General features: G+C 45.8%; 18 protein-coding genes and 2 pseudogenes. 11 read left to right on the top strand and 9 right to left on the bottom strand.

The features are described 5' to 3' along the window. Positions 1-18: 18 nt before the first annotated feature. Complete coding sequence (aceF, locus tag VIB_RS01795; RefSeq protein WP_004394245.1) at positions 19-1,905, top strand: pyruvate dehydrogenase complex dihydrolipoyllysine-residue acetyltransferase; 1,887 nt, start codon at positions 19-21, stop codon at positions 1,903-1,905. Between the two features lie 266 nt (positions 1,906-2,171). After that, positions 2,172-3,599 (top strand): dihydrolipoyl dehydrogenase, encoded by a 1,428-nt coding sequence (gene lpdA / locus VIB_RS01790; RefSeq protein ID WP_004394244.1) that lies wholly within the window; start codon positions 2,172-2,174, stop codon positions 3,597-3,599. Positions 3,600-3,703: 104 nt separating this feature from the next. Here the strand turns inward: lpdA and VIB_RS01785 are convergent. Further along, positions 3,704-4,324 (bottom strand): annotated as a pseudogene (locus VIB_RS01785) (LuxR/HapR/OpaR family quorum-sensing transcriptional regulator). A gap of 386 nt (positions 4,325-4,710) precedes the next feature. On the opposite strand from VIB_RS01785, the gene hpt reads away from it, so the two are divergent. Then, entirely contained in the window at positions 4,711-5,241 is a 531-nt protein-coding gene (gene hpt / locus VIB_RS01780) for a hypoxanthine phosphoribosyltransferase (RefSeq protein WP_004394241.1), read from the top strand. 77 nt (positions 5,242-5,318) lie between these two features. Here the strand turns inward: hpt and can are convergent, their stop codons facing one another. Then, positions 5,319-5,987 carry a carbonate dehydratase gene (can, locus tag VIB_RS01775; protein ID WP_004394240.1) on the bottom strand — a complete coding sequence of 223 codons (669 nt, stop codon included), beginning with the start codon at positions 5,985-5,987 and terminating at the stop codon, positions 5,319-5,321. Between the two features lie 263 nt (positions 5,988-6,250). Between can and VIB_RS01770 the strand changes: the two genes are divergently transcribed. Then, the gene (locus tag VIB_RS01770; RefSeq protein ID WP_004394239.1) at positions 6,251-7,174 is read left to right on the top strand and encodes an ABC transporter ATP-binding protein; all 924 of its coding nucleotides are present in this window, start codon (positions 6,251-6,253) and stop codon (positions 7,172-7,174) included. After that, positions 7,174-7,944, top strand: coding sequence for an ABC transporter permease (locus VIB_RS01765; RefSeq protein WP_004394238.1), 771 nt, complete (start codon positions 7,174-7,176; stop codon positions 7,942-7,944). Before VIB_RS01770 ends, VIB_RS01765 begins: the two co-directional genes overlap by 1 nt. Positions 7,945-8,070: 126 nt before the next feature. On the opposite strand, the gene panC is transcribed toward VIB_RS01765, so the two are convergent. The 7 genes and pseudogenes from panC to sfsA form a co-directional block, all read right to left on the bottom strand. Further along, on the bottom strand, positions 8,071-8,952 hold the full coding sequence (panC, locus tag VIB_RS01760; RefSeq protein WP_004394237.1) for a pantoate--beta-alanine ligase: 882 nt from the start codon (positions 8,950-8,952) through the stop codon (positions 8,071-8,073). Positions 8,953-8,963: 11 nt separating this feature from the next. Beyond that, positions 8,964-9,758, bottom strand: a complete 795-nt coding sequence (gene panB, locus VIB_RS01755; protein WP_040903811.1) for a 3-methyl-2-oxobutanoate hydroxymethyltransferase — start codon at positions 9,756-9,758, stop codon at positions 8,964-8,966. 15 nt (positions 9,759-9,773) lie between these two features. Then, positions 9,774-10,265, bottom strand: a complete 492-nt coding sequence (folK, locus tag VIB_RS01750) for a 2-amino-4-hydroxy-6-hydroxymethyldihydropteridine diphosphokinase (protein ID WP_004394235.1) — start codon at positions 10,263-10,265, stop codon at positions 9,774-9,776. Continuing rightward, positions 10,262-11,631, bottom strand: a pseudogene (pcnB, locus tag VIB_RS01745) (polynucleotide adenylyltransferase PcnB). The gene folK and the pseudogene pcnB overlap by 4 nt, the downstream one beginning before the upstream one ends. 110 nt (positions 11,632-11,741) lie before the next feature. Continuing rightward, complete coding sequence (gene gluQRS / locus VIB_RS01740) at positions 11,742-12,611, bottom strand: tRNA glutamyl-Q(34) synthetase GluQRS (RefSeq protein ID WP_004394234.1); 870 nt, start codon at positions 12,609-12,611, stop codon at positions 11,742-11,744. Positions 12,612-12,768: 157 nt separating this feature from the next. Next, complete coding sequence (gene dksA / locus VIB_RS01735; protein ID WP_004394233.1) at positions 12,769-13,215, bottom strand: RNA polymerase-binding protein DksA; 447 nt, start codon at positions 13,213-13,215, stop codon at positions 12,769-12,771. A gap of 134 nt (positions 13,216-13,349) precedes the next feature. Then, entirely contained in the window at positions 13,350-14,096 is a 747-nt protein-coding gene (gene sfsA, locus VIB_RS01730) for a DNA/RNA nuclease SfsA (RefSeq protein WP_004394232.1), read from the bottom strand. Between the two features lie 229 nt (positions 14,097-14,325). Here sfsA and hrpB point away from each other — a divergent pair, with 229 nt between their 5' ends. The 6 genes from hrpB (at position 14,326) to VIB_RS01700 (ending at position 25,803) form a co-directional block, all read left to right on the top strand. Further along, complete coding sequence (gene hrpB / locus VIB_RS01725) at positions 14,326-16,788, top strand: ATP-dependent helicase HrpB (RefSeq protein WP_040903809.1); 2,463 nt, start codon at positions 14,326-14,328, stop codon at positions 16,786-16,788. Then, positions 16,785-19,166 carry a penicillin-binding protein 1B gene (gene mrcB / locus VIB_RS01720; protein ID WP_004394230.1) on the top strand — a complete coding sequence of 794 codons (2,382 nt, stop codon included), beginning with the start codon at positions 16,785-16,787 and terminating at the stop codon, positions 19,164-19,166. The genes hrpB and mrcB overlap by 4 nt, the downstream gene beginning before the upstream one ends. Before the next feature lie 55 nt (positions 19,167-19,221). Beyond that, positions 19,222-21,531 carry a patatin-like phospholipase family protein gene (locus VIB_RS01715; RefSeq protein WP_256593185.1) on the top strand — a complete coding sequence of 770 codons (2,310 nt, stop codon included), beginning with the start codon at positions 19,222-19,224 and terminating at the stop codon, positions 21,529-21,531. Between the two features lie 230 nt (positions 21,532-21,761). Beyond that, positions 21,762-24,359: a bifunctional aconitate hydratase 2/2-methylisocitrate dehydratase gene (gene acnB / locus VIB_RS01710; protein ID WP_004394228.1), complete on the top strand. Its 2,598-nt coding sequence runs from the start codon at positions 21,762-21,764 to the stop codon at positions 24,357-24,359. Between the two features lie 237 nt (positions 24,360-24,596). After that, positions 24,597-25,223, top strand: coding sequence for a PepSY-associated TM helix domain-containing protein (locus VIB_RS01705; protein ID WP_004394227.1), 627 nt, complete (start codon positions 24,597-24,599; stop codon positions 25,221-25,223). Positions 25,224-25,290: 67 nt separating this feature from the next. After that, on the top strand, positions 25,291-25,803 hold the full coding sequence (locus tag VIB_RS01700) for a DUF2271 domain-containing protein (RefSeq protein WP_040903805.1): 513 nt from the start codon (positions 25,291-25,293) through the stop codon (positions 25,801-25,803). Positions 25,804-25,848: the final 45 nt, after the last annotated feature.

The raw sequence follows: 25,848 nt of genomic DNA, 5'->3' as shown, positions 1-25,848 counted from the left end.
TGAAGGTAGGAAAGAATAATGGCAATCGAAATTAATGTACCGGATATCGGTGCCGATGAGGTTGAAGTTACTGAGATTCTTGTCAGCGTTGGCGACAAGGTTGAAGAAGATCAATCGCTTCTCACTGTTGAAGGTGATAAAGCCTCAATGGAAGTTCCTGCTTTTCAAGCAGGTATTGTTAAAGAGATCAAAGTGACTGTCGGTGATAAAGTCACAACGGGTTCTTTGATCATGGTGTTTGAAGCTGAAGGAGCCGCTGCAGCGGCTCCTGTGGCTGAGGCTCCTGTTGCTGCTACGGCCGCCGCTCCTGCCGCTACTGAACTGAAAGAAGTTCAAGTGCCAGATATTGGTGGTGATGAAGTTGAAGTCACTGAAATCATGGTTGCTATCGGCGACGTGGTAACAGAAGAGCAATCGTTGATCACCGTTGAAGGCGATAAAGCCTCGATGGAAGTACCAGCGCCTTTCGCTGGTACAGTGAAAGAGATCAAAATTGCCTCTGGTGACAAAGTGACGACGGGTTCTTTGATCATGGTGTTTGAAGTGGCTGGTTCAGGTGCTTCGGCTCCAGCGCCTGTTGCTCAAGCTAGCGCTCCAGCAGCTCCGGCTGCCGCAGCAGATAAAGACGTTCAAGTGCCAGATATCGGTGGCGATGAAGTTGAAGTGACCGAAATCATGGTTGCGGTTGGCGACATGGTTGAAGAAGAGCAATCGTTGATCACCGTTGAAGGCGATAAAGCCTCGATGGAAGTTCCGGCACCTTTTGCTGGTAAAGTGAAAGCGATTAAAGTGGCCGCTGGTGACAAAGTTTCTACTGGCTCACTGATCATGGTCTTTGAAGTGGCTGGCGCGGCTCCTGCGCAAGTGGCGGTTGCTGTTCCTGTACAAGCTTCTGCACCAAGCGCTGCCGCTGCTGCACCAGTAGCACAAACGAGCGCTGCTGCGACAGCAGACTTCCAAGAGAATCATGAATACGCTCATGCCTCTCCAGTGGTTCGTCGTCTCGCTCGTGAGTTCGGTGTTAACCTTTCTAAAGTGAAAGGATCTGGTCGTAAGAGCCGCATCTTAAAAGAAGACGTACAAAACTACGTTAAAGAAGCGCTAAAACGCCTTGAATCTGGATCAGCGGCGGTCGCTTCTGGCAAAGGTGATGGTGCAGCGCTTGGTCTTCTTCCTTGGCCAAAAGTGGACTTTAGCAAGTTTGGTGAAACTGAAGTTCAACCACTTTCTCGCATTAAGAAGATCTCTGGCGCTAACTTGCACCGTAACTGGGTAATGATCCCACACGTTACCCAATGGGATAACGCGGATATCACAGAGTTAGAGAACTTCCGTAAAGAGCAAAATGCGATTGAAGCGAAGAAAGACACTGGTATGAAGATCACACCACTGGTGTTCATCATGAAAGCGGTCGCTAAAGCACTAGAAGCCTTCCCAGCGTTTAACTCTTCATTGTCTGAAGATGGCGAAAGCTTGATTCTCAAGAAGTATGTTAACGTGGGTATTGCGGTTGATACACCAAACGGTCTAGTGGTACCTGTGTTTAAAGATGTTAATAAGAAAGGCATCTATGAACTTTCAGCTGAGCTGGCTGAAGTCTCGAAAAAAGCGCGTGCCGGTAAACTGACCGCTGCCGATATGCAAGGTGGCTGCTTTACTATCTCTAGCCTAGGTGGTATCGGTGGTACGGCATTTACGCCGATCGTCAATGCACCAGAAGTGGGTATTCTTGGTGTATCTAAGTCGGAAATTAAGCCAGTGTGGAACGGTAAAGAATTTGCTCCACGCTTACAGCTTCCATTGTCACTGTCTTACGATCACCGAGTGATCGACGGTGCGGAAGGTGCACGCTTTATTACGTACTTGAATGGCTGCCTAAGCGATATTCGTCGTTTAGTATTATAAGCAGTTAGCGAGTGAAGGCGGCTTTTCAGCCGCCTTGATTCAACTATTATCTTGTAATTGGCTGATATAGTGTTTTTTATTCAGCGAATTGTCGTCTAGCTCACAGGCTAAATGGATTTACTTTTCACACCATTAACATCTCTGTAAACTGTTGCGGTCTGAAAAATAATCGTTTTAAACCATTATGTTTGATTAAATTCTTTATTATCAAGCAAGATAGAACCCTCCACTCAGCCTGTTAGGGATATTGACTATAAGAGGTCGAAATGAGCAAAGAAATTAAAGCCCAAGTTGTTGTACTGGGCGCAGGTCCTGCCGGTTACTCTGCGGCTTTCCGTTGTGCGGATTTAGGTCTTGAAACCGTACTCGTTGAACGTTATAGCACCCTTGGTGGTGTTTGTTTGAATGTCGGCTGTATCCCATCAAAAGCGCTACTCCACGTTGCTAAAGTCATTGAAGAAGCGAAAGCGCTCGCTGATCACGGTATTGTGTTCGGTGAACCACAAACCGATATTGATAAAGTTCGTTTATGGAAAGAAAAAGTCATTAACCAGCTAACGGGCGGTCTTGGCGGTATGGCCAAGATGCGTAAAGTAACCGTGGTGAATGGTTTTGGTAAATTTACTGGTCCGAATACGCTTGAAGTTGATGGTGAAGAAGGTAAGACACTGGTTAACTTCGATAATGCGATCGTAGCTGCTGGGTCTCGTCCAATTAAATTGCCGTTTATTCCTCATGAAGATCCTCGTATTTGGGATTCAACCGATGCACTAGAGCTAAGAGAAGTTCCTGGGAAACTGCTTATTATGGGCGGTGGTATCATCGGTCTTGAGATGGCAACGGTTTACCACTCTCTAGGCTCTAAGATTGACGTTGTTGAGATGTTCGATCAAGTGATTCCTGCGGCAGATAAAGATGTTGTCAAGGTGTACACCAAGCGCATTCAGAACAAATTTAACTTAATGCTTGAGACCAAAGTGACCGCTGTAGAAGCCAAAGAAGATGGCATCTACGTGTCAATGGAAGGTAAGAAAGCACCAGCAGAAGCTGAACGTTATGATGCGGTCTTAGTTGCTATCGGTCGTGTGCCAAATGGTAAACTGATGGACGCTGAAAAAGCGGGTATTGAAGTTGATGAGCGTGGCTTTATCCATGTCGATAAGCAAATGCGTACCAATGTGCCACATATTTTTGCGATTGGTGACATTGTCGGTCAGCCAATGTTGGCACACAAAGGTGTCCATGAAGGTCACGTTGCCGCTGAAGTGATCTCTGGTAAGAAACACTACTTTGATCCAAAAGTGATTCCATCCATCGCGTATACCGAGCCAGAAGTTGCTTGGGTTGGTAAGACTGAGAAAGAAGCGAAAGCGGAAGGTCTTAACTACGAAGTCGCTACTTTCCCATGGGCTGCCTCAGGTCGTGCTATTGCTTCTGATTGTGCAGACGGTATGACTAAGCTTATCTTTGATAAAGAGACTCATCGTGTGATTGGTGGTGCGATTGTCGGTACCAATGGTGGTGAACTGCTTGGTGAAATTGGTTTAGCGATTGAAATGGGTTGTGATGCAGAAGATATCGCGCTCACGATTCACGCTCACCCAACGTTGCATGAATCAGTTGGTCTTGCTGCAGAAGTGTTTGAAGGGACAATTACTGACCTGCCAAACGCGAAAGCCAAAAAGAAAAAGTAATTGATCGTTTTTGAATAATAAAAGCCGCTGAATGATTCAGCGGCTTTTTGCTATCTCTTGAAGTTAACGGGATTCGATCCTCCCGTTATTCAAGATACAGCTGACTAGATAGCTACTGCGCGATCGCCTTGATAGATACAGAGCATATTTAAATAGTTATTAACCAGTTTCTGCATATCGGCCTCATCACGCGCTCGATTGGCTTGAACGAATAGCGAGTAGCAGATGCCGTGAAACAGGGTAGCAAGATCTTCAGGGTTATGTTTATTGCATACCTCTGAGCGCTCAATCGCTTTTGAAAAGACATTTTTCACTAGCAATTGATTGGTACGATTACTTGACATAAAGAGTGGCCATACTTCATCACGCGTAGAGGCGCTCCACTCAAACCATACTTTTAACCAGTGACAGTCGTCGATAGCCAAACTCACCATACCCGACGCGATATTGTGCATATTTTGCTTTGCATGCAAATCAAGATCGATATGGTCAGTTAAAAAGTTAGAGAACTCACGTACTACAAAAGTGAGAACATCGTCGACGAGATCTTCACGAGTCGGGAAGTAATTGAATACCGTGGCTACTGAGACCTAAGCAATCTCAGCATGGCCGCCACGACCAATACCTCGTTTCGCGAAGACTTCTAGCGCGATTTCCATGAGTTGTTGTTTACGTTTTTGTGGAGATAGCCTTGTTCTAGGGCGTTTCTCAATAGATGCGTCCATAGTTGTTTTCCTTGCCAATTGACTGAGTTGTTGCGTATTTAGTTACGCTAATGATTTTTTTATAATTTGTTTAAAAAACCGTATGAGTGTAATGGTGCATATGTTTCAGGTCAATACGTTGTGGGTAAAAAGTGCGCTTTGTTATGAAATGATTTGTCATTCAATGAGTTTTATTGATGGTTTAGCGAATGATGTTGATCATTCTGATATTTATAGGCGAGGGAAAACAGAGCGTTAAAGAGGGTAGGTGTTTTAGTCGGGTAATTATGCGCAGTAAGGTGGTGAAAGGTTAACACCCCGCGTCGGCGATGTTATTATACCTACCGAACCAACCTGCGATAGGCTGCACACTGGTGTCGAATGTCGCTCTAACCCATGAGATAGGTATGAAACATACAGTAGAAGTGATGATTTCTGAGCACGATGTTCAGCAACGCATTCGTGAATTAGGTAAACAGATTACTGAGCATTACCAAGAGAGTGAAGATTTAGTCTTGGTTGGATTATTACGTGGCTCATTTGTGTTTATGGCCGACTTAGCTCGTGCGATTGATAAAATTCATCACGTCGATTTTATGACAGCATCAAGTTACGGCAATAGCATGCAAAGTTCGCGTGATGTACGAATTTTGAAAGATCTGGATGATGACATCAAAGGCAAAGACGTTTTACTGGTTGAAGATATTATCGATACTGGCAATACTCTAACCAAGGTTAAGGAGTTTTTAGCGCTACGTGAGCCTAACTCCATCAATATTTGTACTCTATTAGATAAGCCTTCACGCCGTGAAGTTCACGTCGATGTTCAATGGGTTGGTTTTGAAATTCCTGATGAATTTGTGGTCGGTGTCGGTATTGATTATGCACAGAAGTACCGTCATTTGCCTTACATTGGTAAAGTCGTGCCGCAAGAGTAAGATCAATCTTCACCTAAAAGTATGCCCACCATCATGTGGGCATTACCTCATCGCTTAAAGCGCATCCTAGCTATGATTTAACGACACAATAGCTGATGTTGTGGATTAAGGATCTTCTCCATCGCTTTATGATAGCTTCCGTCAACCAGTTCTTGAGAATCGCAGCGTAGACCTAAATACTCAAGCTTACCGTCTTCAATACCATAGACCATACCATGCAGCTCAACGTCTTGACCACGTAACCAAGCGGTTTGCATGATGGTGGAGTTACCTAGGTTGTAGACTTGCTCTGCGACGTTAATTTCTGCCAGTTTGTCTGAGCGATCTTTCTCTGGCATCTGCTCTAAATAGTGACGATGCTTAAAGTACAAATCGCGAATATGCAGCAGCCAGTTATTGATTAGGCCTAATTGAGGATTATCGATCGCTGCCGTCACACCGCCACAGCCGTAATGACCACAGACAATAATGTGCTTCACTTTTAGTACATCGACCGCATATTGCACCACCGACAGACAGTTAAGATCAGTATGAATCACTTGATTGGCGACATTACGATGAACAAACAGCTCTCCGGAGTACAATCCAGTTAAGCGTTCTGCTGGGACACGGCTATCCGAGCAACCAATCCATAAAAAATCGGGGTTCTGTCCTTTGGCTAACTTTGCGAAGTATTCTGGCCGTTCGGATTTGATTGACTCTGACCAACGAGAGTTATTTTCAAAAAGCTGTTTAAGTACTGGCATCTTCGTTCCCTTTATTAACTGAGCCAACTATACACAATGTGCTTACACGATTCTCTGATAAATTAGCAGATAGATTACTCATCTGAGCAGTTTATCATAGTGGTTTTTATGCAAAATAATCTTGTTCTCTACGGCTTATTTGAGGCAATGGTAGTGATGGGGGGATATTTTATTATTTCCTAATGTAAGGGGTTGAAAAAACGTCATCTCGCCAGCACATCTAGAGATGTTGTTATCGTCATAGCCTAGAGTCTGTAATTAATATGTATGCATTAGAAATTGATCAGTTGCGTAAAACCTATCAAGGTGGGTTTGAAGCATTGAAAGGCATTAGTTTAACGGTAAAAAAAGGCGATTTTTACGCGTTACTCGGGCCAAATGGGGCAGGTAAATCGACTACTATCGGTATTATTTCTTCTCTGGTGAATAAAACCTCAGGCCAAGTTAACGTATTTGGATATGATATCGATACTCATCTTGAACAGGCTAAGCAGTATTTGGGGCTGGTCCCGCAGGAGTTTAACTTTAACCCTTTTGAAACCGTAGAGCAGATTGTTATTCAGCAAGCGGGCTATTACGGCGTGCCGAAGAGCTTAGCGAAAGAGCGAGCGAAAACTTATCTCAGCCAACTGGATTTATGGGATAAGCGCAAAGAGCGTGCTCGTAATCTCTCCGGCGGCATGAAACGGCGTTTAATGATTGCTCGAGCTTTGATGCATCAGCCACAACTGCTGATTTTAGATGAGCCAACCGCGGGGGTTGATATTGAGCTGCGTCGCTCGATGTGGGAGTTTTTAAAAAAAATTAATCAGCAGGGCATTACCATTATTCTGACTACTCACTATCTGGAAGAAGCGGAAATGCTCTGTCGTAATATTGGTATTATTCATCGTGGTGAGTTGATTGAAAACACCACCATGAAGGCACTGTTGGGTAAACTGAGTGTCGAGACGTTTATTCTCGATATCGATGATGAGCAGAAAGTGCAACCGTTATCCCAAGTGATCTCTCAGCGCATGGTTGATGGATCTTTAGAAATTGAACTGGATAAAAGCCAAGGCTTAAATGCCGTTTTTCAACAGTTAACTCAACAAGGTGTTAGCGTACGTTCAATGCGTAATAAGGCCAACCGCCTAGAAGAGTTGTTTGTCACGATAGTGCGTGATTCCAATCAAGGGGATAACTAATGTACGCGATTTATTGGACGGCTTTTTGTAGTCTACTGCGCAAAGAAATTACCCGTTTCACTCGTATTTGGGTGCAAACGCTGGTGCCTCCCGTGATTACCATGAGCCTGTATTTTGTGATTTTCGGTAACTTGATCGGTTCACGCATTGGTCAGATGAATGGCTTTAGCTATATGGAATATATTGTTCCTGGTCTTATCATGATGTCGGTGATCACCAACTCGTATTCTAATGTGGCTTCGTCATTTTTTAGTGCTAAGTTTCAAAAGAATATTGAAGAGTTATTGGTGGCGCCAGTACCGAACTACGTGATCATTGCCGGTTACGTCATGGGGGGAGTGGTACGCGGTCTGTTGGTTGGTGCATTAGTGACCTTTGTTTCATTGTTTTTTGTGAATTTACAAATCGAACATTGGGGTATTATCTGCGCAACGGTTTTTCTGACATCGATTGTGTTTTCTTTAGGCGGATTAATTAACGCAGTTTTTGCTCGAACCTTTGATGATATTTCGATCATCCCGACGTTTATTCTTACGCCATTGACTTATTTGGGCGGTGTTTTTTATTCAATCAGTTTATTACCGGACTTTTGGCAAGCGGTATCGAAAATTAACCCGATCGTTTATATGGTGAATGCGTTCCGTTATGGTTTCTTAGGCGTTTCGGATGTTAATGTTGTGACTTCATTTAGCGTCTTGGCGGTATTTATTATCGTCCTTTATTCGATTGCTCATTACTTAGTGAGTAAAGGTAAAGGATTACGCAGTTAATCACTATTATCGATGAGTATTATCGGTGGCTATCACCGAGAGGTAAGGCGCGAATAAAAAGGTCAACCCTTAGCAGGTTGACCTTTTTATTTAGAGAATCGCGCTCAATATACCGAGGGCCAAGGGTTATTCTTCTTCACTGCTACTTTTGGTATCAGCGTTAAGATCAACCACTTGGTTATCAATCAGCCGGACTTTACCTAAAAAAGCCGCCATTAAAATGACCGCTTGTTTACTCTCTGCGCTGATCGGTAATAGGGTTTGCGCATCGCGAATAAACAGATTATCAGGCTCAATATCCGCTGCTCGTAATTGATCAATCGCATCTTCAATGATCGAAGGATAATCATCTCGACCACCACGGATGGTGCTGCTTATCCAACGCATCGTGCGGGCGAGTACGGGAGCTCGTTGACGTTCATCAATGGTTAATAAATTATTACGCGAACTCATCGCTAAACCATCCATTTCACGTACGGTAGCGACACCGACGATCTCAATGTCTAGACATAAGTCTTGAACCATTTGTCGAATAACGGCTAACTGCTGATAATCTTTTTCGCCAAAACAGGCGATGTTAGGCTGAACGATATTAAACAGCTTATTAACGACCGTTGCCACACCACGAAAGTGACCTGGACGGGACGCTCCTTCCAGCATCTGAGAAAGCCCTGGGACTTCAACAAAGGTTTGTTTATCAAGTCCATTGGGGTAGATCGTCTCGGCAGTCGGAGTAAAGACCAACTCAACGCCTTCACTATTCAACTTACTAAGATCGTCATCTAAAGTGCGTGGGTAGTTATTAAGATCGTCGGCGCGTTCGAACTGCATTGGGTTGACAAAAATGCTAACCACGACAACATCAGCCAATTCACGAGCTTTACGAACTAAGGTCAAATGACCTTCGTGTAAATTGCCCATGGTTGGCACAAAAGCCACTTGGCGACCATCACGCTTATACTGTTTTATCTGCTCGCGAAGAGCTGAAATATCAGCAAAAGTCTGCATGGATTACTCCTTTAGGCAATAGTATGTGCATCATCAGGAAACGCGCCGCTTAACACATCAGCCATATATTTGGCGACCGCTTGGCGCATATCTCCTGTCTCTGCGAGGAAATTTTTGGAAAATTTTGGCATATAATTGGCCGAGATACCGAACATGTCGTGCATCACTAAGATCTGTCCATCCGTGCTATTACCAGCACCAATGCCAATCACCGGAACATCAAGTAACTCGGTGATTCTTTTTGCCAAAGCCGCTGGTACACACTCTAATAAAATAATTTGTGCTCCAGCTTCTTGTAGAGCGATCGCATCTTTCACCATACGATCGGCTTTGTCTTGCTCTCGACCTTGTACTTTATAACCACCAAAAATATTGACTGATTGAGGGGTAAGCCCTAAATGAGCGCAGACTGGAACAGCGCGTTCAGTGAGCATTTTGACCGTCTCAACCAACCAGTCGCCGCCTTCAATCTTGACCATGTTGGCTCCAGCACGCATCAGCTGAGCGGCGTTCTCACACGCTTGCTCAGGTGTTGCGTAACTCATGAAGGGCATGTCTGCCATCAGTAGGCAATTTGGACTCCCGGCTCTCACACAGCGCGTGTGATAAGCAATATCGGCAATAGTCACTGGCAGCGTATCATTTTGTCCTTGCAGTACCATACCTAGAGAGTCACCGACCAGTAACACGGGCATTTCTTGGCTTTCAAACAATTGAGCAAAGCTCGCATCGTAGGCGGTTACCGTTGGAAATTTACGGCCCTGCTGTTTCCAGTTTATCAGGTCGTTAATGGTTATTTTTTTCATAGGATGTCCTTATACTCAGGTTGGCGAGTGCCAAATACTAAGTCCATTACGATCAACCTCTGAGAGTAGATCGCTCAGCTTAGTTCCATCAGGGAGAGATAAATCAGGGGCTATTTCATCTAGGGGGTAAAGTACGAATTCACGCACTTTCATACCGTAGTGAGGTACCGTTAAGCGTGGTGAATCGATGATCTCATCGCCATAGAGAAGGATATCTAAATCGAGCGTTCTTGGCCCCCAACGTTCAGCTTTACGCTCACGTCCTTGCTCTTGTTCGATTGCTTGAGTGCAATCTAGCAGAGCTAATGGACTGAGCTGAGTATCAATTACGACAACAGCATTGATGTATTCTGGCTGATCTTGGGGCCCCATTGGCGTACTACTGTACAGCGATGAGGCTGCAATAAACTGTGATTGCGGCAACTGTTTGAGCGCCTCAATCGCTTGTTTGGCTTGTAATATGGGCTCCGCTAAATTACTGCCTACCGCAATATAAGCGATGGTCATAGCGCTGTTTTTCCCTTAGGTTTGCGCTTACGAGTGGACGGTTTACGTCGACGAGTGCTGGGGCCATCACTATCCGCACTGTCTAAGTCATTGACCATAGCTTGGCGCATATTACGACCAGCATTTTGGAATGTTTGCCACCATTTCGCGAGTTTTGCACGTCGCCGCCTTCAATCTCACCACGCATTTCAAGGAAATCAAATCCAGCGCGGAACTTATTGAGCTCTAATAAGCGGAAGGCGCGTTTGCCGTTACGACGAGGTAAACGCAACTGCATCTGCCAAATTTCTCGAATGGTCGTGGTATGGCGACGCGGAATCGCAATCGATTTAACCACTTGGTCGAGAATATCGTTGCTTGCTTCCATCACCGCATCGTAAAAATTAAGTGCTTTGGATGCCATTAATTGTTCAGCGATCGTGACCATTGGATACCAAAGAAATGCGGCAAACATAAAGGCCGGATTGATGCGTTTACCTTCTTCGATACGTAAATCAGTAGAGTCAAGCACCAAATCAAGCATCTGCTCAGTTTGTGATGAGTAATCTTCAGTAAAGTATTCAGCAACCTGCGGGAATAACTGTTGGAACAGGTTGTACTCACGCATCAAATGATAGGTCTCTAAACCATGACCACTTTGCAGCATTTTCAGCGATTCTTCGTACAAGCGTGCCGAAGGGATTTCTTTTAATAGTGGAGCCAGCGTTTCAATCGGGGCGGCGGTATCTTCTTCGATATCAAAATCCAATTTAACGGCGAAACGAATCGCGCGCAGCATGCGCACCGGATCTTCACGATAGCGAGTTTGTGGATCGCCGATTAAGCGGATCAACTTATCATCGAGATCTTCAATACCACCAGCATAATCATGAATACTATAGTCAGCAATGTTGTAGTACATCGCATTGACCGTGAAATCACGGCGTTCAGCATCTTCATCGATGGTGCCATACACGTTATCGCGCAACAGCATGCCCGCTTCTGACTGCGCTGCGATGTGTTGATTGATCTCTTGATGATGACCACGGAAAGTGGCGACTTCAATCACGTCACGACCAAACATGATGTGTGCTAAACGAAAGCGGCGGCCGATCAGGCGACAATTACGAAATAGCTGACGGATCTGCTCTGGGGTCGCATTGGTGGCAATATCAAAATCTTTTGGAGTATGGTTGAGCAATAAATCACGCACACCTCCTCCAACTAAATAAGCATCGAATCCGGCACCGTGTAAGCGGTACAAGACTTTTAAAGCATTTTCGCTAATCAACTGCCGAGAGATATTATGCTCTTGGCGAGTGATTACGTTGAGCGCAAGCTCTGGGTATACGCGAGGTTCGCGTGTTTCTAATTCATTATTATTCATGTGCATCTGACAATGATTGGTGTTGGCTATTCAAGCGTTGTGGTGCACCTGTTGTGGCTTAAATGGGCCGAATTGCGGCTAATAATAGCGTAGATAGCGCCGTTTGAGAATCACGGTGTGATCTTTGTCGCTTCAGGGAGCTGCGCGACTTGCCAATGTTGACTCCCCCAATGAATGATTTCGTCGAGCTGAGCATCGATAACATCGTCCGGTATCGCAAAGCCTAAAAACTGCATCGCGCGAATCAACGTCGGTTTGGGATGTTCAATATCAATCGCTGGGGCGTGATTTTGTTTAGAGAGTTTATTCCCGTTACCATCCATCGCCAATGGTAAATGTAAGTAGCGAATCGGCTTTTGTTGTAAAGTGTGATACAGGCTAATTTGTCGCCCGGTTGGCTCAATCAAATCGGCACCACGGACCACTTCAGTGACGCCTTGTGCGATATCATCAATGACCACGGCGAGATTATAAGCAAATAAGCCATCACGGCGTTTGATGATAAAATCTTCTTCTGCTAATGGCTTAGGAATGGTGAGGTTACCTTGTTTTATATCGGTAAATTGATAAGTTGGGTGGTCCATGCGTAGACGAATCGCACAAGGCTGATGTGGATTGAGGGATACCTCTCGGCAAGTGCCAGTATAAAATCCACCGCTTTGCTTGATCTGTTGGCGAGTGCATTGGCAGCGATAAGCTTGCCCTGAGTTAAGCCAAGCATCGATTTGCTCTTGATAGAGAGTGTGCCGCTGGCTTTGATAAACGACGTCACTATCCCATGTTAAGCCATAGGCTTCCAGTGTTTGTAAGATCGATTGTGCCGCGCCGGGCATTTCTCGTGGCGGGTCGAGATCTTCTATGCGTACCAGCCATTTCCCTTGCTGACTTTTGGCTTGAAAATAACTGCCCAACGCGGCAATCAGCGAACCAAAATGCAGTGGACCAGAAGGTGAGGGAGCAAAGCGACCGATGTAATTCATAGTGATAACAGTTAAATGTAGTAAAAAATACAGTCCGTTGAGTCGGAAATAGCTGCGGCAGAGTAACCGCGCTAGCTTGCAATAGTAAGCAAATCACCGCCAATAAAAAAGGAGCATGGTGCTCCTTTTTTATCATCAATCAGCGTTGCGACTGTGGTTAGCCCATCATCTGCTTTTCTTTGATTTCTGCCAGTGTCTTACAATCGATACACAAGTCTGCCGTTGGACGAGCTTCTAAACGGCGAATACCGATTTCAACACCGCAAGATTCACAGAAGCCGAAATCGTCTTCTTTGATCTTATCGAGCGTCTTTTCAATTTTTTTGATCAAGCGACGTTCACGATCACGGTTACGCAATTCTAGGCTGAATTCTTCTTCCTGAGACGCGCGATCCACGGGATCGGGAAAGTTTGCTGCTTCATCCAGCATATGGTGAACGGTGCGACTGACTTCTTCCCTAAGCTGGTTACGCCAAGCTTCTAAAATTTTAGTAAAATGAGCGATCTGATCCGGCGACATATACTCTTCACCGGGTTTGGTCTGATACGGCTCAACACCTGCAATGGCTAGGGTGCCTAGCGTTTTCTTTTTGGATTCTGGCATACAGCATCTCCTACTAACACCTAGTCAACTGCGAGAGCAGTTAATTTGAGGCGGGTATCTATAGCAAAAAGAAGGGGCCGAGGCAAATACTCAATCGTAAACTTATCGTCAATGTGAAGGTGTCATCATTTTTTTTACTGTGAAGGCACAAACTCGATTGGCGATACTAATTGGATTTCTCGTGGTGAAAGTTGCGCTTTATAGCACAGTACTTCGACACCGGCTTCTTGAGCCATGGTTAACAATTGTGAATAGTTCGCGTCAATATGGTGAGCGATAGAGACTTTTTCAATCCCTGAATGCAAAACAGTGAATAAAAGTACAGCTCTACTCCCATTTTTCGCCATTTCGGTCAGTTCACGTAAGTGTTTTTGTCCTCGTAAGGTTACCGCGTCTGGGAAATAACCTTGACCGACAGATGGCTTTCCTACGTGATGATTGAGAGAAGGATCATCAAGTAAGGTGACACTTTTCACTTCTACATAACAGTTTGGCAAATCTGGACCACTAAGCAAGAGATCAATTCGGCTATTTTCTTGGCCATATTTTACTTCGCTCTGTCGCTGAGGGTAGCCTTGTAGCTCCTTAATCGTCCCGTTTTCAATCGCTTCCAATGCCAATTGATTGGCTCGTAAGGTATTCACCACAATCTGTTGAGAGGAGAGGGTTTCGGTGAGTTCCCAACTGTGTGGATATTTACGCTTAGGATTGTTTGAGGTGGAATACCATACTCGACTGCCGGGTTGAGCACAGCCGGTCATCGCCCCTGTGTTGGCGCAGTGGATAGTCATGATTGAGCCATCGTCTAATTGGACATCGGCTAAAAAACGTTTGTAGCGTTTGATTAAGATGGCGCTGTGTAGCTCAGGGGTAAATTGCATCCGATAACCAGTTTGATAAGGGAAAGGCTTATTTTATACGTTAAAAACAATCTAAAGGCACGTTGAGTGATTCGGATTGACCATCAATCATGCCTATCGCGTCTGGCTTTTTACTGTTTGTAAAAGGTTTACTTTCGGGACACAACATAATGTACTGAAAGTAAGTTAGTTGGGTTTCACTACTGTTTTTATGTACAATACTACGTTGCTTTTTGAGAAGGACGCTATTTTGTCAGCTTTACCTATCGATGCGGTTATTCCTGAATTACTTCGTGCTATCCAACAGCAAAATCAAGTGATCCTTAAAGCGCCTCCTGGGGCAGGAAAATCGACCCGTTTTCCGTTACAACTTTTGCAGGCTAATCTGATCGACGGCAAGATTATTATGCTGGAGCCACGCAGACTAGCCGCGCGTAATATTGCTTATTATTTAGCACAGCAATTGGGTGAGTCGGTTGGTCAAACGGTGGGGTATCGAGTGCGTGGTGAGAGTCAGGTTAGTGCACAGACTCGCTTAGAAGTCGTCACTGAAGGGGTCATGACGCGGATGATTCAGCACGATCCAGAGTTAAGTGGTATTGATTTAGTGATCTTTGATGAATTTCACGAGCGCAGTCTGCACGCGGATACCGCCTTAGCGTTCAGTTTGGAAGTGCAAATGGCATTGCGTGATGACTTGAAAATTGTTGTTATGTCAGCAACTTTAGACAGCTCTGCATTACAAACGCTATTGCCTCGCGCTGGTTACCTTGAATCACAAGGACGCAGTTATCCCGTCACTGTTGACTATCGTCCGCTATCGTCCAATCAAACTTGGCAGGCGGTGATGGAGCAGCAGATCCGTGGCTTACTCACCCAGCACAGCGGATCGTTACTGGCATTTTTACCCAGTGCGGCCAGTATTGCTCAGTTACAACAGCGGCTCAGCGACTTGCCTAGCGAGATTAGCGTGCATGGCTTATTTGGTCAGATGCCTTTTGAGCAGCAACAACAAGCTCTGCTTCCTGCCAAGAGTGGTCAACGTAAAGTGGTATTAGCGACCAATATTGCCGAGACCTCATTAACCATTGAGGGCATTCGCTTAGTGGTTGATTCTGGGCTTGAGCGGCGAGCTCGTTTTGATTTGAAAACGGGTATTACTCGCCTAGAACAGGTCAGAATTAGTCAGTCTTCGGCTCAGCAAAGAGCCGGGCGTGCGGGGCGTTTAGAGCCTGGTTTATGCGTGCGACTGTACAGTGAAGCGCAGTTGAAGCAGCAGCCATCCACACCACCACCAGAAATTTTACACAGTGATTTAGCCTCGCTGGCTTTAGAACTTGCCCAATGGGGAGCGCAATCAGCCAGTGATTTATTATGGTTGGATGTGCCTCCTCCATCGGCGCTTGAGCAAGCTCAAGCGTTGTTGGCTGATTTACAATTACTGGATACGCGGGGGCAACTGACTAGCGCGGGAAAACAAGCCCATCAATTAGGTGTTGAGCCTAGACTAGCAGCCATGCTCATTTGGGCGGCAACTCAAAGCCCCGCTTATTTATCGACGGCTGTGGCATTAACGGCCTTATTGGAGGAGCCTGAACGGCAAGTATTGGATATTCAGCACAGTCTGCATCGTTGGCAGCAGCGGTTACACCGCCAATCTTCCCGATTGGATCAGCGAGCGAGCTCATTAGCGAGTCTATTAAGCACTCGTTTTTGTCTTTCAGATGTGGATGAACGATTGCTGGCCAGTGTTGCCTATTTTGCGTTTCCTGATCGTTTAGCCCAGCAACGGGGGCGTCATGGGCAATATGTTTTAGCTAATGGTCATGGTGCCTTTACCTTTGATGATCATCCTCTTGCCAGTAGTCAATATTTGCTTGCGCTGGATTTGTTGCGTGGCCAGCAGCAAGCAAGTCAAATTTTTACGGCTCTGCAGGTTGATATTCAATCATTAGTTACCGATCACTGTGAGCGTCTTATCGAGCAGGAGTGGGTTGATTGGGATGATAAATCCCAGCGCTTTGTTGCGGAAAAGCAACAGCGATTCGGTAAGTTACTGATTGCTCGGCAAGTGCTTCCTGCCCCTGAATCTGAAAAAATCACCGAGGCTTTACTTAATTTTGTCCAGCGCCAAGGGCTTTCGGTATTACATTGGGATAGTGCTAGCCAAGAATGGTTTGCGCGGGTGCGCTGTGCTTGCCAATGGCTGCCGGAAGAGGCATGGCCTGATATGAGCGATGAAGGGTTATTGAATCATCTGGCAGATTGGTTAGCGCCTTATCTCATCGGTATTCGTTCTGGAAAGGCTTTGCAGCAAGTACCGATTATTGAAGCTCTGAATGCCTATTTAGCTTGGCCATTGAATCAGCAATTAGACGAATGGTTACCCACTCATCATCTTTTGCCAACGGGTACACGAAAAAAAATACGTTATCAAGTTGGGCATGATCCGGTGTTATCGGTGAGAATGCAGGAAGTCTTTGGTGAAAAAAGCTCTCCGTTGATAGCGAAAGGACGGATTGCCGTGGTAATGGAGTTGTTATCCCCCGCGCAACGCCCTCTACAGATCACCCGTGATTTAGCCAGTTTTTGGCAGGGCGCTTACCGTGATGTACAAAAAGAGATGAAAGGGCGATACCCAAAACATATTTGGCCGGATGATCCGGCTAACCACAGTGCGACGACAAAAACGAAACGACATCTAAACTCATGACCAATAAAAAAACTCCGCTTAAACGGCCAGCTTCGAAAAAAGCCGAGCCTACCAATAAAGCATCGAAAAAAACGGCTGCCAAAAGCAATTCTTCTTCAACGGCTCCTCGGGCAATCTCTTCTTGGTGGCGACGATTGTGGGGCGTCGCTTGGAAGTGTGCACTCGCTCTATTGGCCGTGTTACTGTTTGCTGGGCTGTATCTAGATAGTGTGGTTAAACAGCGCTTTGAAGGCCAATTGTTTGATTTGCCTACCGTGATGTATGCTCGAGTATTGACTCTGCAACCGGGCGATAGCATTACCTTAGCCGAGGTGCGTAATGAATTGGATATCTTAAATTATCGCAAAGTGAATCAACCTCGTTTGGCTGGCGAGTATTCGTCTTCGGCGACGCGTATTGAGTTAATTCGTCGTCCCTTTGAATTCGCCGATGGACCAGAAGCGGATCGGCACGTGATGTTGACGTTTGATCAAAACGGTTTACAACAGATCCAATCTTTAGAAGCGCGCCAAGGTCAGCTCGGTTTTTTCCGTTTAGATCCAAAAATGCTCGGCATGTTAGAGCGTAATGCGTTAGAGCAACGCTTATTCCTGCGTCGTGAGCAGTTTCCCGAAGTGATGGTTGATGCCTTGCTCGCTACCGAGGATCGCTATTTTTATCAGCATGATGGTATCTCTCCGTGGTCGATTGCACGTGCGATGCTTGCCAACCTTAAAGCGGGAAGAACGGTGCAGGGCGGCAGCACCTTAACTCAGCAGCTAGCGAAAAATATCTTTTTATCCAGCGACCGCACCTTATGGCGAAAAGTTCGTGAAGCTTATTTAGCGCTGATCATTGATTATCGCTACAGTAAAGACCGGATCCTTGAGGCTTACCTGAACGAAGTGTACCTTGGACAAAATGGTCGTGAGGCGATTCATGGTTTTGGATTAGCGTCGCGCCTGTATTTTGGTCAGCCTCTGCAAGAGTTACGCATTGATCAATTAGCTTTATTGGTCGGCATGGTCAAAGGACCGTCTTTTTATCATCCAGTACGTTTTCCTGAGCGCGCGCGTGAGCGACGTGATCTGGTACTGAGATTAATGATGGATCAAAACATTCTCACTGCTCAACAATATCAACAAGCGATAGCCAGACCATTGGATGTGCAGCCGCAACCAAGAATTGCCAGCCGGCAGCCCGCTTACTTCCAGCAAGTTTCGATTGAATTAAGATCGCAATTGGCAGAACGCTTTCAAGCGGATCAAGGGTTACGAGTGTTTACTTCGCTTGATCCGGTATCGCAAGCCAAACTGGAGCAAGCCATTGCGGAACAAGTACCAGTATTAGCCAAGCAAGCGGGTAATGAATTAGAAGCGGCGGCGATTGCTGTCGATCGGACCAGTGGTGAAATTCGTGCCATGGTCGGAGGTAAGCGCACAGGCTATGATGGCTTTAACCGCGCCCTCAATGCCAGTCGTCCGATTGGCTCATTAGTCAAACCAGCTGTGTACTTAACCGCGCTCGCGCAGCCGGATCGCTATCATTTGGCTACCACCTTAATGGATAAGCCAATCAGTCTAAAAGGCAGTGAGGGCAGTGTTTGGACACCGCGCAATTTTGATCGTCAATATCGAGGCGATGTGCCTTTGTATCAAGCGTTAGCCAAATCATTCAATGTACCGACTGTGCAACTGGGTATGGCATTAGGCATTGATAACGTCTCAAAAACCTTGCAGCAATTGGGTGTCGATAGCCAAGAGATTCGTCCTGTGCCAGCCATGTTACTAGGGGCATTTTCACTCACACCTTATCAAGTAGCGCAAATGTATCAAACCGTGACCAATTCCGGTAGAAAAGCGCCACTTTCTGCGCTACGTTCCGTCGTTGATTTACAAGGCAATGTGCTTTATCAGTCAATCCCGAGAGTTTCTCAGGTGGTGGATGAGCAAGCCGCATGGCTGACCACTTACGCTATGAAACAAGGTGTTCAGCAAGGTACGGGGCGATATCTCACGAATCAGTTTGCTTGGGCGGCATTAGCTGGAAAAACGGGTACCAGCAGTGATCGGCGTGATAGCTGGTTTGTCGGCGTTGATGGCCGTGAAGTGACCACCATTTGGCTTGGACGCGATGATAACCAACCGACACAATTAACCGGAGCGAGTGGTGCACTGCGCGTCTATGCCGAATATTTACGTCAGCGCACGCCTGAAGTCTTATCATTGCCGTGGCCAAGTGGGATTACGATGATCGGCTTTAAACCTACCGCCTCTGGCGCCTTACAAGTCGATTGCGGCAGTGAATTTACCTTGCCAGTTTGGGATCGAACCGGTGAAATGAAGAAACAGTGTGACAACCGCCCTCAAGAGTGGTTAAAAAATCTCTTTCGGTGGTAATCTATAATCTCGCTTATTTATAGTAGCTTGATTTTTAAGGATGAGAGGACAAGGTGTGAAGCGTTTTCAGCTTAGTGTGATGGTTATCTTTTCCACGATGTTCCCTTGGTTTGTATCAGCAGAGCATACAGAACATGTCGTTGTTACTAGCGATGATATCAATCATCCTCGTCCGATCATTGCGCTTGTTTTAGCAGGCGGCGGCGCAAAAGGCGCCGCCCATATGGGAGTGCTTAAAGCGCTCGAAGAGATGAAAATACCGGTCGATATTATTATCGGTACCAGCATGGGCGCCTATGTCGCGGGGCTTTATGCGACAGGCATGGATGCCGAAGAAATTGAAAGTGTCATTTATAGCGTTAACTGGCAATCGGGCTATCGAGATCGGGTCAGCCGCAGTCAGCGTCGAGTGCGTGATAAAGAGTACGAAGACCGTTATCAATTAACCACTGATTTAGGGTTTGGTTGGGATGGTATTCGTGCCCCGCGGGGCGTAGTGCAAGGGCAAAGTATGCTGCGTATTTTGCGTGAAACCTCAGGCAACCTTGCTAAGTTAGACTCGTTTGATGATTTAGTGATCCCATATCGTGCGGTAGCGACCGATATTATTGAAATGCAACCCGTGGTATTAGATAAAGGCTACTTAGTCGATGCGATGATGGCCAGTATGTCAGTACCTGGCGCCTTGCCACCTTATGATATTGACGGTCGTTGGTTAGTTGATGGCGGCGTGACCAATAATATGCCGGTCGATATTGCCAAGCAAATGGGCGCTGACGTGGTGATTGCGGTGGACATTAGCTCCGATTATAAACAGCAAGACTCTTTCAGCAGCTTTTTAAGTGCCGCTAACCAGCTGTCTAATTACCTTGTGCGCCGCACGACTGAGCGTCAAATTTCTCATCTTAGTGAGCAGGATATTTTACTCAGACCAAATGTTGGGCTGATGGAAACTACCGATTTTTATAAAATTCCCGATGCTTTTATTGAAGGCTATCAGACCGCGCTAGAGCATCAGCAGCAATTACAAGTCCTTGCTTTGAGTAGTGCTCAATATCAAGATTATATTGATGGCAAAGCGGAGCGCCGGCGACACTTACAATATGGCGATATGCTAACGGTCGACGATATCGCGATTCGTAACCACTCTCATTATAGTGACTTACTGCTAAAAAATAGGTTGAACTTAGCGCAAAATACGACGTTAAGTACCGAAGAGATCGAAGCCAGCGTTGATCGACTCTATGCCTTAGACCGATTTAAATTGGTCCGTTACCAATACGAACAAGTTGACCAAGAAAATCATTTGCTGATTGATGTCTACGAAAAAGGCTGGGGGCCTAATTACTTAAATTTTCGCTTTTTTTTAGAAGATGATTTTAGTACCACTAGTCAATATTCGTTAGGCGCGTCTTTGAATTTTACCGATCTGGGTTCTCATGGTGCCGAATTAGCGTTGAATATGGACTTAGGAACGGATAAACAACTAGAGGCCGAGCTCTATTCACCGCTGTTCTCCAGCCAAAAAACCTTTGTGTCGTTTACCGCGCGTTATCGGGATGATAATCGCCAATTACCATTCGATGATGGTTTTGAAAATACCGGACTGTCCGTGACACGCAATTATGTTCCCATTACTTATCTGACCTTGACTGGAGAGGCGGCGCTTGGTTATCAACAAACCTTATGGCGTCAGTTAAGAGTGGGTGCGCGTTATGTTGATGGACAAGTTCAACCATCAACTGCGCCAGATTATGGCAATGGCACTTTCACTCGCCAAGGCGTGTTTATCAATTATCGAATTGATTCACTGGATAATTTTAGTTTACCCCGTGAAGGTAACTACATTGATCTTGAATATTTCATCTCACATGACAAGGTGAAGGATTTTGATGAGCCTGTCGATAGTTCTTCTGATACGGTATACGATATTTCCGCTAAGTTGATGTCGGCAAAAAGTATTGGGCGGCACACATTAGTCGCCAATTTAGATTATGGAGAAGTGAGGAGTAAAAACTCAATTACTCCAGTTGAACCTAAAACTATTGGTGGTTTTTTAAATTTATCGGGCATTCCGCGTAAAAGTTTACTGGGACAGAATAAAATATTCACCAGTTTAGTCTATCGCTACCGTTGGTTTGATAATGATTTTGGTTTATTTAATGCGCCATTTTATTTAGGGGCGTCAATTGAATATGGTGGCGTGTGGTCGGATCCTGATGTGAAAATTGATACGGCACCTAAATATGTCGCGGGTTCAGTTTTTGCGGGTATCGACTCGCCGATTGGTCCAGTGATGTTCGGTTATGGACGAACCGAGCAAAATTACGATTCATTTTATCTTATTATTGGCACGACATTTTAAGTGCAGCTTGGTAGCGAGTAAGTTTCATCTTAACTTGCTATGTTGGTCAACATGATGAGATTTTAATTTATCGTTAATTTTGCTATTCTATTGTCCACAGTTTGGCCTCTAGGGCGCGGTTTCTCAATCATATTTGAATGAAAACATCAGCAATGGAGAGCCAAGTTTCCAAGGATGTTCACTCACCTTTTAATAATAACTGGGGTGAACCGCAATGAGAGGAAAAAGTCGTGCTTGAAGCCTACCGTAAACACGTCGCAGAGCGTGCCGCTGAAGGAGTGGTCCCTAAACCTTTAGACGCTGAGCAAGTTTCTGGACTTGTTGAATTATTGAAAAATCCCCCACAGGGTGAAGAAGACTTCATCCTTGATTTACTTGAAAATCGTATTCCTCCAGGTGTTGATGAAGCCGCTTATGTTAAAGCGGGTTTTTTAACTGCCGTCACCAAAGGTGAGGTGACGTCTCCTCTCGTTAGTCGGGAAAAAGCCGCGCAACTGCTTGGCACCATGCAAGGTGGTTATAATATTGAACCTCTGGTTTCTTTATTGGACGATACCACGCTTGCTCCGATTGCGGTTAAGGCGCTATCACACACGCTATTAATGTTTGACGCTTTTTATGACGTTGAAGAAAAAGCGCAAAAAGGCAATACCTTTGCTCAGCAAGTGATGCAAGCTTGGGCGGATGCCGATTGGTTCTTGTCTAAACCCGCTTTAGCAGAAAAGATCACCTTAACGGTCTTTAAAGTCACCGGTGAAACCAACACGGATGATTTATCTCCAGCGCCTGATGCGTGGTCTCGTCCTGATATTCCTGTCCACGCGTTAGCGATGCTGAAAAATGAGCGCGAAGGTATTCATCCGGATCAACCAGGCAGTATCGGACCGATTGGCCAGATCGAAGCCCTCAAACAAAAAGGCCATCAACTGGTGTATGTGGGCGATGTTGTCGGGACGGGTTCTTCTCGTAAGTCGGCGACTAACTCCGTACTTTGGTTTATGGGTGATGACATTCCGTTTGTCCCCAATAAACGCGCTGGCGGTTATGTTCTAGGCGGTAAAATTGCGCCTATTTTCTTAAATACGATGGAAGATGCGGGGGCTTTACCGATAGAAGTGGATGTCTCCAAGCTGCATATGGGGGACGTGATTGACGTGTATCCGTATGAAGGCAAAGTCTGCAATCATCAAACGGGTGAAGTACTCGCTACGTTTAAATTAAAAACGGACGTTTTGATTGATGAAGTACGTGCTGGTGGCCGTATTCCATTGATTATCGGCCGAGGATTAACCGATAAAGCACGTGAATCACTGGGTTTAGAGCCCTCAACGGTGTTTCGTCGTCCAGTGCCTGTGGCTGAAAGCAAAAAAGGTTTCACTCTGGCACAAAAAATGGTCGGCAAAGCGTGTGGCGTAAAAGGGGTGCGACCTGGAACGTATTGCGAACCGAGAATGACGACGGTTGGCTCGCAAGATACTACTGGGCCGATGACTCGTGATGAGCTGAAAGATTTGGCTTGTTTGGGCTTTTCTGCCGATTTAGTAATGCAGTCTTTCTGTCACACTTCCGCTTACCCGAAACCGGTCGATGTTAATACGCACCATACCCTGCCTGATTTCATCATGAATCGTGGCGGCGTTTCACTGCGTCCGGGAGATGGTGTTATTCACTCTTGGTTAAACCGTATGCTACTGCCAGATACGGTTGGAACCGGTGGGGATTCACATACCCGTTTTCCTCTAGGGATCTCTTTCCCAGCAGGATCCGGGCTGGTGGCGTTTGCAGCGGCAACGGGTGTCATGCCATTGGATATGCCAGAATCGATTTTGGTTCGTTTTAAAGGTGAGATGCAACCAGGGATCACTTTACGTGATCTGGTTCATGCCATCCCTTATTTCGGTATCAAGCAAGGTCTGTTAACGGTAGAGAAAGCGGGCAAGATCAACGAATTTTCAGGCCGCGTGTTAGAAATTGAAGGGGTTGAACATTTAACCGTTGAGCAAGCTTTCGAACTGTCAGATGCTTCTGCTGAGCGCTCTGCTGCCGGTTGTACGGTCAAGCTGTCGCAGGCGTCGATCGCCGAGTACCTGAATTCAAACATCACCATGCTTAAATGGATGATTGCCGAAGGGTATGGCGATCGCCGGACGATTGAGCGCCGCATTAAAGCGATGGAAGAGTGGTTAGCGAATCCGGAGCTGATGGAAGCCGATAAAGATGCGGAATATGCCCATGTGATCGACATTGACTTAGCCGATATCAAAGAGCCAATTCTTTGCGCGCCTAACGATCCTGATGATGCTCGTTTATTGTCTGATTGTGCAGGAACTAAAATCGACGAAGTCTTTATTGGTTCTTGTATGACCAATATCGGCCACTTCCGAGCGGCAGGTAAACTGTTGGAAAAATACAATGGTCAGCTCGATACTCGTTTATGGATAGCGCCACCGACTAAGATGGATCGCGACCAATTAACCGAAGAGGGCTACTACGGTATCTTTGGCCGTGCTGGGGTACGGATTGAAACTCCGGGATGCTCTTTGTGCATGGGTAACCAAGCGCGAGTCGCTGATAAATCAACCGTCATGTCGACTTCAACGCGTAACTTCCCGAACCGTTTGGGAACTGGAGCGAATGTGTATCTGGCTTCAGCGGAGCTATCAGCGGTTGGGGCGATATTGGGCCGTATTCCGACCATGACGGAGTATTTGGATTACGCGAAGCAGATTGATGCCACGGCAGCCGATACCTATCGCTATTTGAACTTCCATCTGATGCCTCATTACACCAAGAAGGCGGATACAGTGATTGTTCAGCAAGCCGTATAATAGAGAGATATACCCAAACGCTAAATCTTATCGTTTACCCGTCTGTTGACCAATCAAGAGCCACCGTTCCGGTGGCTCTTTTTTATTGCTGCTGGATGCTAAACCTAATTTTTACTTTCTCGATAACCGATTTTTCCCTTCTTTTTATCGTTCTGTATGTAAATAATGTAAATTGAATAAAAATGAGACTGCTTATCATGTAGCTTTCTGGGAGTTTTATTCGTTAATAGACCAGTCATGTTTTATAAGCACCGTACTTTTCAGCTTTGGGCTCGCCGTTTACACATTTATGTCTCTATGGCGGTATTAGGGCTAATGCTGTTTTTTGCTGTTACGGGGATAACGCTTAATCGGCCGGAACTGTTTGTGGCAGCTCAAGCTAAGACATCCGAATGGCGAGTCACTATTCCTCATCATTTATTGTTTGTTGAAAGCAAAGTTGCGATTAATGAACCGGAATTACGCCAATTTCTTGCTCAGCATACGCCAATCCGTGGCCAGATGTCGCGACTCGATATCTATCTAGATTCAGACAATGGTGTCTTACAAGAAGGTGAAGCGAGTGCGAGCTTTACCGCTCCCGGCTACAGTGCCGCGTTGTTTATCGATTTGGTCTCTAGAGAAGCGGAGCTCGATATCAGTGATTATGGCTGGGTAGCTAAATTCAATGATCTCCATAAAGGGCGTCATAGTGGTGAGTGGTGGAAGTGGGTGATTGATGTCTCATCACTCTTGATGCTGGTGTTTATCTTATCGGGTCTTGCCCTATTACTGCCAAAGAAAAGCACACTGCGTTATGCCATACGTTGGTGCAGCCTTGGTACGTTAATCACATTTGTTATTTATTGGCTGGCGGTGCCTTAAAGGCTGTTGATGCGCTCAGTCATTTTAGATTGATGGTTATTTTAGATATTTTTGTGGACGGTAGATCATGAAGAAACAGCGAGGACGGCTTTACGTTTGGTTATTGGGACTCAGTGTACTGAGCGTTAATGTATTCGCCGCGCCTTTGGGTAAGCTGGATATTGAGTTTGAACTGCCAAAACTGGACGTTGGAATGTACGCCAGACCTTATGTTGCGATTTGGATAGAAGACGCTCAAGGTCAGCCTGTGCGTACGGTTGCCTTATGGCAAAAAGAAGATACTTGGCTTAAAGATATTCGTCGCTGGTGGCGACAAGTGGGCCGTTACGATCGGGCATTGATCGATGCGGTGACATCCGCGACTCGTCCGGCGGGACAATACCGTTTGCAATGGGATGGTTTAGATGACCAAGGTCAGCCATTAGCGCAAGGGGACTACCTGTTTTATGCCGAAGTGGTTCGTGAGCACGGTGGCCGAGACGTAGTGCGACAAGCAATGACGTTGCATGCTCAGCCTGAGCAGTATCAACTCGATGCTACTTATGAAACGGGCGTGATCAGGCTACGTTATCAACCTTAATGATCGCCATTTAATCCAAGGATAGTCGTTAATAGTATGACGGCT

Origin of the sequence: Vibrio metschnikovii CIP 69.14, assembly GCF_000176155.1 — a bacterium.
In the GTDB taxonomy this organism is placed as follows: domain Bacteria; phylum Pseudomonadota; class Gammaproteobacteria; order Enterobacterales; family Vibrionaceae; genus Vibrio; species Vibrio metschnikovii.
Note: the sequence above shows the minus strand (reverse complement) of the source record. Positions and strands in the feature narration are given on the sequence as shown.

Bases quoted from the DNA above. Each gene is read 5' to 3' on its own strand.
- aceF (WP_004394245.1), top strand. From the start codon at position 19: ATGGCAATCGAAATTAATGTACCGGATATCGGTGCCGATGAGGTTGAA.
- lpdA (WP_004394244.1), top strand. From the start codon at position 2,172: ATGAGCAAAGAAATTAAAGCCCAAGTTGTTGTACTGGGCGCAGGTCCT.
- hpt (WP_004394241.1), top strand. From the start codon at position 4,711: ATGAAACATACAGTAGAAGTGATGATTTCTGAGCACGATGTTCAGCAA.
- can (WP_004394240.1), bottom strand. From the start codon at position 5,987: ATGCCAGTACTTAAACAGCTTTTTGAAAATAACTCTCGTTGGTCAGAG.
- VIB_RS01770 (WP_004394239.1), top strand. From the start codon at position 6,251: ATGTATGCATTAGAAATTGATCAGTTGCGTAAAACCTATCAAGGTGGG.
- VIB_RS01765 (WP_004394238.1), top strand. From the start codon at position 7,174: ATGTACGCGATTTATTGGACGGCTTTTTGTAGTCTACTGCGCAAAGAA.
- panC (WP_004394237.1), bottom strand. From the start codon at position 8,952: ATGCAGACTTTTGCTGATATTTCAGCTCTTCGCGAGCAGATAAAACAG.
- panB (WP_040903811.1), bottom strand. From the start codon at position 9,758: ATGAAAAAAATAACCATTAACGACCTGATAAACTGGAAACAGCAGGGC.
- folK (WP_004394235.1), bottom strand. From the start codon at position 10,265: ATGACCATCGCTTATATTGCGGTAGGCAGTAATTTAGCGGAGCCCATA.
- gluQRS (WP_004394234.1), bottom strand. From the start codon at position 12,611: ATGAATTACATCGGTCGCTTTGCTCCCTCACCTTCTGGTCCACTGCAT.
- dksA (WP_004394233.1), bottom strand. From the start codon at position 13,215: ATGCCAGAATCCAAAAAGAAAACGCTAGGCACCCTAGCCATTGCAGGT.
- sfsA (WP_004394232.1), bottom strand. From the start codon at position 14,096: ATGCAATTTACCCCTGAGCTACACAGCGCCATCTTAATCAAACGCTAC.
- mrcB (WP_004394230.1), top strand. From the start codon at position 16,785: ATGACCAATAAAAAAACTCCGCTTAAACGGCCAGCTTCGAAAAAAGCC.
- VIB_RS01705 (WP_004394227.1), top strand. From the start codon at position 24,597: ATGTTTTATAAGCACCGTACTTTTCAGCTTTGGGCTCGCCGTTTACAC.
- VIB_RS01700 (WP_040903805.1), top strand. From the start codon at position 25,291: ATGAAGAAACAGCGAGGACGGCTTTACGTTTGGTTATTGGGACTCAGT.